The 10,879-nt window shown below is 44.9% G+C and carries 9 protein-coding genes; 8 read left to right on the top strand and 1 reads right to left on the bottom strand.

Features of this window, described 5'->3' with window-relative positions; all coding sequences use genetic code 11:
• Positions 1 to 14: 14 nt before the first annotated feature.
• A complete protein-coding gene (locus tag ACMXYS_RS04680; RefSeq protein WP_415884417.1) occupies positions 15 to 563 on the bottom strand; it encodes an SPOR domain-containing protein in 549 nt (182 codons plus the stop codon).
• A gap of 208 nt (positions 564 to 771) precedes the next feature.
• Here ACMXYS_RS04680 and ACMXYS_RS04685 point away from each other — a divergent pair, with 208 nt between their 5' ends.
• The 8 genes from ACMXYS_RS04685 (at position 772) to ACMXYS_RS04720 (ending at position 10,872) form a co-directional block, all read left to right on the top strand.
• On the top strand, positions 772 to 1,527 hold the full coding sequence (locus ACMXYS_RS04685; protein ID WP_415897746.1) for a hypothetical protein: 756 nt from the start codon (positions 772 to 774) through the stop codon (positions 1,525 to 1,527).
• A 168-nt stretch (positions 1,528 to 1,695) separates the two neighbouring features.
• Positions 1,696 to 2,211: an Hcp family type VI secretion system effector gene (locus ACMXYS_RS04690; RefSeq protein ID WP_415884419.1), complete on the top strand. Its 516-nt coding sequence runs from the start codon at positions 1,696 to 1,698 to the stop codon at positions 2,209 to 2,211.
• A gap of 102 nt (positions 2,212 to 2,313) precedes the next feature.
• A complete protein-coding gene (gene tssJ, locus ACMXYS_RS04695) occupies positions 2,314 to 2,964 on the top strand; it encodes a type VI secretion system lipoprotein TssJ (protein WP_415891640.1) in 651 nt (216 codons plus the stop codon).
• Positions 2,965 to 4,317 carry a type VI secretion system baseplate subunit TssK gene (gene tssK, locus ACMXYS_RS04700; protein ID WP_415897747.1) on the top strand — a complete coding sequence of 451 codons (1,353 nt, stop codon included), beginning with the start codon at positions 2,965 to 2,967 and terminating at the stop codon, positions 4,315 to 4,317.
• A 14-nt stretch (positions 4,318 to 4,331) separates the two neighbouring features.
• Positions 4,332 to 5,858 carry a type VI secretion system protein TssL, long form gene (gene tssL, locus ACMXYS_RS04705; protein WP_415897748.1) on the top strand — a complete coding sequence of 509 codons (1,527 nt, stop codon included), beginning with the start codon at positions 4,332 to 4,334 and terminating at the stop codon, positions 5,856 to 5,858.
• 37 nt (positions 5,859 to 5,895) lie between these two features.
• Positions 5,896 to 9,459 carry a type VI secretion system membrane subunit TssM gene (gene tssM / locus ACMXYS_RS04710; protein ID WP_415897749.1) on the top strand — a complete coding sequence of 1,188 codons (3,564 nt, stop codon included), beginning with the start codon at positions 5,896 to 5,898 and terminating at the stop codon, positions 9,457 to 9,459.
• Positions 9,459 to 10,139: a type VI secretion system-associated protein TagF gene (gene tagF / locus ACMXYS_RS04715; protein ID WP_415897750.1), complete on the top strand. Its 681-nt coding sequence runs from the start codon at positions 9,459 to 9,461 to the stop codon at positions 10,137 to 10,139. The genes tssM and tagF overlap by 1 nt, the downstream gene beginning before the upstream one ends.
• Positions 10,132 to 10,872 carry a PP2C family protein-serine/threonine phosphatase gene (locus ACMXYS_RS04720; protein ID WP_415897751.1) on the top strand — a complete coding sequence of 247 codons (741 nt, stop codon included), beginning with the start codon at positions 10,132 to 10,134 and terminating at the stop codon, positions 10,870 to 10,872. The genes tagF and ACMXYS_RS04720 overlap by 8 nt, the downstream gene beginning before the upstream one ends.
• Positions 10,873 to 10,879: the final 7 nt, after the last annotated feature.

The following is a 10,879-nucleotide window of genomic DNA, read 5'->3' on the forward strand; positions in this document are numbered from 1 at the left end:
GTTTATGTAGTGAGTTATATTGAATCTGTTGTTCGAATCCAGGGTAAATAACCTAGGGTTTTAGCCGTATTTTCTGCAGAAACTTGCGCTTGTTTAAAGTTCTCTATCACGGGTGTAATAACATTAAACATTTGAACACTTTGTACTGTGGTCGAAACTACGCGAGATCTTATAGTTGAATGTGTAGCCTGAAATCTAAGTGCCGCTTCTTGGGTGGAGAAAGCAGCAAGTTGCAGTATGTAGCCATCAGTGAGTTTAGCTGCTTGTTCAAAAGCTTTGGCTGGTGGTGGAGCGGGTTCTTCGGCCTGAGCTGTGAATTTAAGAATCTGCCTTCCATCAGTGGCACTACAACGTTTATCAGTTGATGCAGGATTGATTCTCTGGCGACAGTTGACCGCCCATTTGCCTTTTTGCTCCTGTGTTATCAGGTAATCTTGTTCCTTTATCTCACTGTCATATCGAGCTTCGGGTAAGTGAGAAGGTGGCGTTCCTGCTGCGCTGAGTTGGTGTGTGCTAGCGGCGATTAATCCGACAAGAAGGTATTTCCCTTTACATACTTTCATCTTGGTTATCCATGATAGTTTAAATATTAAATAGCATGTTTTATGCCATTTATTTTTGAATAATGAATAAAGAATATTTAAAGGGTTTTTATGGGTGAGAATAAATATTCTCACACGCTTATTTGGGTTTTAAATTATTTGTTTTTTTTAAATATATAAGTAGACTGGCTCGAGTTTTATAAAGAATTTGGTGGATAGGGACGTTGTTATGACACCAGTTAGGGAAATTCAGTTTGAGGATTTGTCCTCTCTGCGCGATCAATCTAAGAAAGTTAGCTCGTTATTGAGCGAAGATCTTCACGGTTACGTTAAAACGCTCACTACGCTTTGTGCCCCTCGAAAAGTTTTGGGTGAGTACATGCAGAGTGCCTCACGAGATAAGGTGATAGGCGCTGAGAAAAATTTTTCTCTACTTGAGGAGCGCTATAAGTCAGTTATGCGTGATGCATTTGGCTTGTCAGCTAAGCTTTCTACCCCTTTATCTGCTATTCACAATAAATTGTCGCTAACCCCTTGGAGTTATTCCCAAGAGTTGTCTGGTTTATCTTCACCGTTACTGTTTTCTACTCCTGTGCGCTGGGTTTTAGGCTATGACTGTAGTTACGATCTGGTTGGGCTTATCTCAGATCGTATTGGTGGTCAGGAGATGCGTTATGAAGAAGTTTCTCCTTTCGTTATAAGAGCGCTGACTATCTGGTTGCTCATTGAGCAAAGCCCAGATCTACAAAGGATTCTTTCTGGATTGGGGTATGAGGTAAGCATCGAGGCACTACCTGATGTGTCGGGTGATCTTCCTTATGTTGTTCTCACATCTGTTGTTCCTGCGTTTCGTCCTCAAGACTCTCTTGTTTCTATGGTTTCTCAGCTTTCTGGAGGTTCTACCTTTGAAGAGTTGGTTGATATCGATGGTTTGGAAGGTATGGCCTTCGATTTGAAAGAGAGATTGCTTGGGGTTTTAGCTTAGTTTTTCTCAATTGAGCGTTTTTGTGCTCATTAAGCCCTTGTGTGCCTTAAGTAACTTGGATAGTGATTCTGGCTGTAGGCCGCAAAGGAATAGGGTTTTTAAAAGTTGGCATGCGGATTGAATAGGTGGTTGTGAAATTTTTAAACCACTAAATCTAAGGAGAGATATATGCCAACTCCAGGTTATATGTCCATTGAGGGTGAAACTCAGGGCAACATCACTGAAGGCGCTAACAGCATGGAATCCATGGGTAACCGTTTTCAGGAAGATCATGAAAATGAGATCACTGTTCAAGGTTTTGAACACCAAATTTTGATCCCACGTGATCCGCAGAGTGGTCAGCCAAGCGGTCAGCGTGTTCATGATGCGTTTGTTATTACAAAGATTTACGACAAGTCTTCGCCAAAACTTTATGAAGCGTTGACTAGTGGTGAGCGTCTACCAAAAGTTGTGTTGAAGTGGTACCGCACGTCTATGACGGGTCAGCAAGAACATTACTTCACGCACGAACTAGAAGACGCAATGATCGTTGATATTAAGGCGAAAATGCCTAACTGTCAGGATCCAGATATGGCTCACTTCACGCACATGGAAGATATTGCGTTAACTTACCGTAAGATCTCTTGGACGCATGAAGTAGCAGGAACGTCTGGTTCTGATGACTGGCGTGTACCTAAAGCTTAATTTCTCTAAATTAAGTTTAAGGGCTGCCAATCTGCTTTGCGGATTCGGCAGCCTTTTGCGTTGTTGCAGTTCTAAATGGAAAAAGACTAAAGGAGTTAGATTATGTCATTGAGGTTTGAGAAAGGTTACAGGGCAATGTTCTGTATGTTGTTATTTCTCTCTCTAAGCGGGTGTTTATCTGTTGAAGTAAAAGATGATACGCCACCGGATTCTAATCTTGCTCTGGCTATATCGGCCCATCCATTAACTAATCTCGATCTCTCTGGTAGGCCTTCTCCTACGGTCGTTAGAGTTTATCAATTACGTAAAGAAGTTGATTTTAAAGAAGCCAGCTTTTTCGATCTTTACGATCAAGATAAGACGCTCTTATCTGCAGATCTATTATCTCGTGAAGAATATGTCGTTGCCCCAGGCTCTTTTGTAAATCACCAATCTGTTATTGACCCCGATGCGCATTTCGTTGCGGTGATGGCAGCATTCCAGAATACAGATAACGCTATTCATAAGCAGATTCTCCCGATTCCAAGCCAAGCTGATGTTTCGCTAGTGGCTTATCTAAACGCGAATGTACTGACTGTTTCACCAAACGGCAATGTGGCAGCGCAAGGAGTAACGCCTTCATTAGCTGCACCGTCTCTGCAAGCATCACAGGGTGTCAAAGTAGAAGAGGGTGGTGTGACTGTTAATCCCATGAAACTGGAAGATTGTAAGAAAGCCGGTTTGCTTGATGTATTAGTTAAAGAGGGCTGTTAATTGACTAACAAAGTTATCTGGCATGAGGGGATGTTTCTACGCCCTCATCATTTTCAACAGTTTGAGCGCTATATCTCAAAAGAATTAACAAATCGTAATCGAGATCTCACGCCTTATGCTTGGGGTTTTTCGGCGCTCAAGATCAATCAATCACATTTAGAAATTGGCGAGCTTACGCTTGAAGAGTGCGCAGGTATTTTTCCGGATGGAACTAGCTTTAGTACGTTGACGGGCGATGCGCCACCGCTATCAATTCGTGTTCCAGACTCTATTGAAGATGCCGTTGTTTATTTAGCGATTCCTCTGCGCCAAGAAGGTACGGCTGAGATCGGTGAAAGTGATCACAGAAATAGTCTCATTAGATATCTACCGAGATCGTTGGAGTTAAAAGATTCGTCTGATGAGCACGGCGAAAATTCATCGATTCAAGTCGGTGAATTACGTATGCGTCTTTTTGTGGAACCAGAACGTGGCGATGATTCACTGGTTGTGCCTGAAGGGTACACTCAGATTGCAGTTGCTCATATTGAGGAAGTTAAGGGCGGAAAAATTCGTTTACGTCGTGATTTTATTCCTACGGTACTTCATACCAAGGCCTCGCCATTATTAACTGATTTTGTAACCGAGCTTCACAGCTTAGTCATGACCCGTGCAAGAGAACTAGCGGGTCGTGTTGCTGGTGGTGGCGGCAAAGGTGGCGTGGCAGAAGTTACAGATTTTATGCTGCTGCAGATCCTCAATCGTTTAGATCCTGTGCTTAATCTTCTGCGTGATTTGGAAGAGCTACATCCTCTTGGATTGTACGAGAGATTGCTGGGTATGGCAGGTGAGTTATCAACGTTTATGAAGAAGGATAAGCGTTCACCTGAATATCCCAAATATGAGCATGAAGCACTCTTTGAAACGTTCTCGCCACTGTTTGTCGATCTGAGAGAGTCTTTCGGCACCGTACTGGAAAATATCGCAGAGTCTATTCCATTATCACCACCGCAATATGGGATTCGTGCAGCGCGTATCAACGATAGATCCTTACTCAAAAGTGCAGACTTCGTGCTGGCCGTTAGCGCCCAAGTACCGCAAGAAAAATTACGAAAGCAGTTACCTGCTCAAATGAAAATTGGGCCAGTCGAGCAGATTCGCGAATTAATCAGCAGTGCGCTACCAGGTATTCCAGTTAGCGATCTACCTGTGGCTCCTCGAGAGATTCCGTATCACGCAGGTTTCACTTATTTCCAATTAGATATCAGCAATGCGCTATGGAAAAACCTGCAACAGTCCGGCGGAATCGCATTCCACATAGGTGGCGATTTTCCGGGACTAGAGTGTCAATTTTGGGCGATTAAACGGCGGTAATAGAGAGTTTATTCATGGAAGACCAAACAATTATTAGGCCTACACCAGGCGGCAGAAGACCGCAGCGAGATGGGCAGCAGAATCAGGGGCATGCGGGCCCACAACAGGCACCTCAATATACACCGGAACAGCCCTATAATGGACAAGCGGTTCCTCCCGGTGGGTATCAGCCCGCTCAGCAGCCTCATTCTCAAAACCCATCAAGTTCCAGCTACGGACAACCGGCGCATGAATATGCTCCTCATCAAGGTCATGTTGGGCAGCCTGCTCAACCAGCGGCTCCAGCGTATCAACCTAGCCCAGCTGCTTATGATCAACAGCATCATCAATCAGCGGTACCCATGTATGAAGAGAACCCTCTGATCGCTATGGTTTCGCCGTTGTTAACGTTCGCGAGTAAAATTCAGAGTGCATCAGAGTGTCCAAACCTTGATGAGTTTCATCGTTACGCGTTAGATCAACTTAATTTCTACCGCAGTCAGGGGTGGGGTATACAAGCCGATCCAAATACAGCTCATCAAATTAGTTATGCCATGTGCTCTCTTGTTGATGAAATTGTATTAAATACCCCTTGGGGAAGTACAAGTCGCTGGTCTGGGGACAGTATGCTGATCAATCTGCATCAAGAAGCTTGGGGTGGGGAGAACTTCTTCCACTACCTTCAAGAATTGATGCAAAGACCTGCTACTAGTTTGTTGGTTTTAGAGTTTTACTATTGCTGCTTATCGCTAGGTTTTGAAGGTAAATACCGTCGCCTCTCTAATGGTAGAAGGGAACTAGATCAACTCCGTAGTGAGCTTTATATCCTCATAACAAGACATCGTAATAGAGCTGCGTTGCCATTATCACCAGCCTGGATGGGATTAGATGTCGCTCATCAAGGCTTTGTTCGCCATCTTCCTCAATGGGTTATTTGGTCTGTTGCGTTAGTACTCTTATCTTCCTCTTTTATTGGTTTTAACTGGTATTTAAACCAAAAATCAGATCAGGTTATGGCGAACTTGGCAGCAGTAGGGCAGGCTGATCCGTTACAAGTTACACCCGTAAATATCGATAAACTTAATCGTTATGTTCCTGCACCACCGCCAGTCCTCGATTTCCAACGGTTAGATTTGGTTGGAATTCTGACACCGGCACTCAAATCGGAAATAGATAACGGTGTGATTGAATTGATTGATGACGCTACCCACACTCGTGTTCGCATCCGTCATACCAAACTGTTTGCATCCGGTCAGGCTGAGCTATCTCCTCGGTTTATTCCACTGATTGAGAGAATCGGTGAAACCATTCCCGAACTGTCAGCACCGATTGAAGTGCAAGGGCATTCGGACAACATTCCAATTTTCTCAGCTCGATTCCCATCAAACTGGGTTCTTTCAAAAGCGAGGGCTGATTCAGTAGGCGACTTACTGAAAAGTAAATTGCCGGCGCAGCAAGTGATTCGTGTAGAAGGGTTAGCGGATAGTGAGCCTTTAGTACCGAACTCTTCAGCTAAAAACCGAGCACTAAATCGACGTGTTGAGATCGTTTTACGCAAGTAGTAACGAATTTTCTAGGGATTGAAAAACAGGTTTTGTCGTGAAAAAGATTGTTAGTTTTGTAACGAATAAGTGGTTTCTGCAACTGTTAGGTCTGGTGTGTGTCGCTCTGTTGATCTGGTTTGTTGGCCCGTTGATCGCGATTGCTGATACGTACTTTTTATCTTCTGATTTTGCTCGATTATTAGCAATTGTTATCGTTATTGCATTATGGGGTGCCAACGTTGCTCGGTTGCATTGGCAGTCGAAAAAGAAAAATGAGCAGTTGATGGAAAACCTTTCCAGCAACCATCAAGTAGAGCTACGTGAAGAGCAAGCGACAGCAGAAGAACAAAGCGTTATTGGTGAACGTTTTGATGATGCGTTAGAAGTTCTGAATTCCAAGGGTAAAAAGGGAAAGTACGCCTTATACGAATTGCCTTGGTACGTCATCATTGGCCCTCCTGGCTCAGGTAAAACAACAGCCTTAGTTAATTCGGGCCTTCATTTCCCGCTTGCAGATAAAATGGGCAGTGAAGCTATTCAGGGCATCGGCGGCACGCGCCACTGTGATTGGTGGTTTGCTGATGAAGCGGTCATGATAGATACCGCTGGTCGTTTTACGACTCAAGATAGTCATGAATCGGTTGATAAAGCTGCATGGCAAAAGTTTATGGAGTTGTTGAAGTTTAACCGCCCTCAGCAACCGATTAACGGCGCTATCATCGCTATGAGTATGGCCGATCTGATGCAGCAATCAGACGAGGAGCGTCGTCAGTGCGCTAAAACCATTCGCCGCCGTATAGAAGAGCTACAAGACAATCTTGGTATTAAATTTCCGATCTATTTCACCTTTACCAAGTGTGATTTGATTCCCGGTTTTAGCGAGTTCTTTGACAGTTATGACAAAGATGCGCGTGGACAAGTTTGGGGTGAAACTTTTGGTATTGATGCCAGCGGACAATGTGACCTTCCTGTTGAGCAATACCCTGAGCGTTTTCAGCAGCTAAGCACGCGTCTGCAACAGCAAGTATTAGAGCGTTTACACCATGAGCACGATCCGGACAAACGCGGATTAATCCTTGGATTCCCAAGTCAGTTTGCGGGTTTGCGAGATATTGTGTCTCTGTTCCTTGCTGAAACATTCTCTAGTAGCCGTTACAGTGAACCCGTATTACTTAGAGGTGTTTACTACACGAGTGGTACGCAGGTTGGATCGCCGATCGATCGCTTGCTGGGTAATCTTGTGCGCAGCTTCGGTTTTGGTCGTGCAACAATGGTTGGCGGCTCCGGTAAAGGGAAAAGCTTCTTCATTCGTGACCTGCTAACCAAAGTCATTATTGGCGAAGCAGGTGTTGCTGGACTTGATCAAGGCTTACTACGCAGAAAAACATGGCTTCAACGTTTAAGTGCGGTTGCAGCGCTGCTCGTTGTAGGTGTTGGTTGCAGTGCTTGGGCGTGGTCTTACTTCAATAACAATCAAAGTATCGAAAAATCTGCGTCCGAATTAGCAGAAGTACAGAATCTTCAAGTAACCGAACCTTTGGCGAGTGCTGATTTTAGAGCGGTACTGCCAAGCTTAGATAAACTTCAAAAATTACCTCATGTTTATGCATCTGCTGGGATCGATCATGGTTTTGGTCTTTTTCAGGGCGATAAGGTTAAACAAGGTACCGACAGTGCCTATCGCAAATGGCTAGAAAGCCAGTTCTTACCTGTACTTATTGCGCGCATAGAAGAGCTGATCATTGCGAATGATCCACGCGACACCAATGCTCTGTATGAGCTGCTGCGCGTCTATCTGATGTACGGTGGTGTCCGTGACTACGATACTGAGCTCCTCAAAAGCTGGGCAATGCTCGATTGGCAAGCTGATAACGAACTAACCGATGAAGAGTTAAATCACCTAGAAGTACATTTAGATACACTACTCAATGATGGCTTTTCCCCTGTCGCTATGAACGACAAGATCATCACCGAAGCACGTAAAAACCTATCGCGTGATCCGTTGGAAAAGCAGGTTTATCAGGCAGTTAAACGGGAGCTACAAGAGAGCCGGACGCATGATCTTATTCTCGATGACGTTCTAGGCCCTTATGGTTTTGATATCTTCAAAAGCAAAATGGGTCAGGACTTAAAACAGTTTGTAATGCCTGGTTTCTTTACCAAAAAAGGTTTTTATGAACTGTTCCTGCCGAACAGTGTAGAGATCTCAAAACGCTTCCTTGAAAACAACTGGGTTATGGGTGAGCGCTATCAACAGGCTAATATCGATCTGGATGCACTGCAGCGTAAAGTGCTCAACCTTTACTACGCGGATTACATTAAAAACTGGGATGGCTTATTGGATGATCTAACCGTTAAGCGTCCAGCCAATGCTCGAGATAGCGTTCGTCAGGTGAGCATTTCAGCCGGTATTGATAGCCCAGTTCGTTATCTTTTAGAAGCGGTTAAAGAGCAAACGACGCTGACTAAATATATCGCAGCAGGGCAAGGTGAAGGGGGCGAAGAGCTTGCACGTTCTGTCGCGAGTTTGAACCAAAAAGCTGCTGTTCAGCAACAACGCGTTAGTAAGCTATTACGAAATGCTAAAAAATCAGGTTTGCTAGATAAGTTAGGCGGCAACCTTGGTGAGCGTGTAGAACGTCATTATGCGCCGTATCACAAACTACTTGAGCGTCGCGGTAATAGCACGTTGTTTGATCGTTTAAGTGATGACTTGGCGAATCTCGGTTTGTATATGGACAGTGTTGCGAATTCATCCTTCTCAAGCACAGGTGCACTCGATGCAGCACAAAATCGATTAGCACAAGGCGGCCAGGACCCAATAGGCAAAGTGAACAGCTACCAACATAGCTTGCCACCAGTGATGCAGGGTTGGGTAGGTGATCTAGGTACTCAAAACTGGCAGATGATGCTTAAAGGGACGTTAGATGAGTTAAACCAACTTTGGCAGACTCAGGTGTATCAAGAGTGTAAAGCCTTTGTTGCAGGACGTTTCCCACTTGATTCTAATTCGCCAACTGAATCGACATTAGAAGACTTCTCGCGTTTCTTCTCGCCACAGGGAACATTGGATACGTTTTTCCAAAACTACCTAAGAGATTTTGTTGATACCAAAGGGCGGACTTGGGTCGAACGCAAAGTCGATGGCCAGTCTATTGGCTTATCAAATCGAACTCTAGCGCAGCTTCAAAGAGCCAGCAAAATTCAGGAATTGTTCTTCCGTAACGGTCAACTATCTGTTCCTTTTGTGATGCGACCGCTAAGTCTTGATGCCAGAGTTTCAAAGTTTGAAATGACGTTAGGTGAACAGAACATTACCTACCGTCATGGTCCTCGACGTCCAATCAACCTTAATTGGCCAACCCCTAGTACCGATAGTGTAACGATGTCACTTCAAAGTCAGGTGGGCATGCTTTCCTCTCGTTCAGAAATTGGTCCGTGGGCTTGGTTCCGAGTGCTGAATAGTGCAAGTTTAAATAAAACCAACAATCCAGCCATTTACCAAGTGACCTTCGATGAACAGGGCCATAAAGCGATGTTCGAATTAAGAGCGTTGAGTGCTATTAACCCATTTGGTCATGATTTGTTATCAGGCTTTTACTGCCCGGAGACGCTGTAATGGAGCAGAGAGCTGGCTTTTACGGCAAAATGCCGTGTCGTGGCGACTTTGTGACGAGAGGGTTACCACGGTCGTTGGTCGATAACTTTGATCAGTGGTTTCAACAGGGGTTACATGCGGCAAAAGGTTGTTTAGGTGAGGACTGGAATGCGCGTTATACCGTTGCTCCTATCTGGCGCTTTTTCATATCTGCGGGTGTGTTCGACCAAAACCCTTGGATGGGGGTATTTATCCCAAGTATCGACAAAGTCGGTCGTCAGTTTCCCTGCTTAATCGCGTTGCCAGTCCATCAACGATTAGTGACTTATGAGCAGGTATTAGCACAAGAAACGGTCTATCAACGAATAGAAGACCTGCTTTTAGATACCTTAGAGCTGGATTTTAATTTCGATCAATTTTGTGAACAGGTAGATGCTTTAGCGCTGAGACCAATCTCTCCGCCTACTGAGCTACAAGCTGTCAAAGGCGAACTACCATTGATGCAAAATATTCACTCTATGCGTTATCAGTATCATTTTTTAGATCTGGTAACTGCGGTGGAATATCCCGTTTTATGGATGAGCGAAGGGACTGAAGGTGTAGAGCCGCAATTCTTGGTGAGCTCGGGCTTACCGGCTACTGAGCACTTTTCGCATTTTATTGCAGGTATTGAATATGCTGGGGAGTGTGCAGATGTCTAGACAGCTTACCTGGCGTTCAGTCGCCCGAACTGAAACGGGGCATGTCCGTAAAATCAACGAAGATGCGCTGTACACCTGTGATCAGCAGGCCCATTGGGCGGTTGCGGATGGTATGGGCGGACATCATGCTGGTGATGTTGCAAGTCAGCTGGTGGTCGAGCGGCTAAGTAAACTCCCAGTAGGAGAAAACCTCGCTTGCCGCATAGACAGGCTAGAAGACACGCTAGTTGCTACAAACCAAGAGTTACTGAACATGGCGGGTGGCAATGGCAAAGTCATTGGTACTACGGTGGCCGGTCTTATCTTCGATACCAATCGGTACTTGGTTTATTGGTGTGGAGACAGCCGAGTTTATCTACTTCGCAATGGTTGTCTTAACCAAGAAACGGTTGATCACACGCTTGTTCAAGAGATGTTAGAGCAGGGACGAATCAACCCTGTTGATGTACCCAATCATCCTGAACGGAATGTGATTACGCGTGCGGTCGGAGCAAATGATTCCCTCTTTATCGATATGGATCTAAGACCCTTGCAGGCTGGCGACCTTTTCCTTATTTGCAGCGACGGCCTGGATAAAGAGATAGGTGAGAACGAATTGACTCAGCTCCTGAATCAATCAGCGCGCGATATTAACCAAGGCATCGATCTTTTAATGTCGAAATGCTTAGAGCGGTCGGCAAAGGACAATATAACGCTCGTATTGGTTAGTGTTGAAGAAATAGAAAGTATCTAGTGGAGCT

This window comes from Neptuniibacter sp. QD57_21 (assembly GCF_047778075.1).
Lineage (GTDB): Bacteria > Pseudomonadota > Gammaproteobacteria > Pseudomonadales > Balneatricaceae > Neptuniibacter.

Bases quoted from the DNA above. Each gene is read 5' to 3' on its own strand.
- ACMXYS_RS04720 (WP_415897751.1), top strand. From the start codon at position 10,132: ATGTCTAGACAGCTTACCTGGCGTTCAGTCGCCCGAACTGAAACGGGG.
- tssJ (WP_415891640.1), top strand. From the start codon at position 2,314: ATGTCATTGAGGTTTGAGAAAGGTTACAGGGCAATGTTCTGTATGTTG.
- ACMXYS_RS04690 (WP_415884419.1), top strand. From the start codon at position 1,696: ATGCCAACTCCAGGTTATATGTCCATTGAGGGTGAAACTCAGGGCAAC.
- ACMXYS_RS04680 (WP_415884417.1), bottom strand. From the start codon at position 563: ATGAAAGTATGTAAAGGGAAATACCTTCTTGTCGGATTAATCGCCGCT.
- tagF (WP_415897750.1), top strand. From the start codon at position 9,459: ATGGAGCAGAGAGCTGGCTTTTACGGCAAAATGCCGTGTCGTGGCGAC.
- tssL (WP_415897748.1), top strand. From the start codon at position 4,332: ATGGAAGACCAAACAATTATTAGGCCTACACCAGGCGGCAGAAGACCG.
- ACMXYS_RS04685 (WP_415897746.1), top strand. From the start codon at position 772: ATGACACCAGTTAGGGAAATTCAGTTTGAGGATTTGTCCTCTCTGCGC.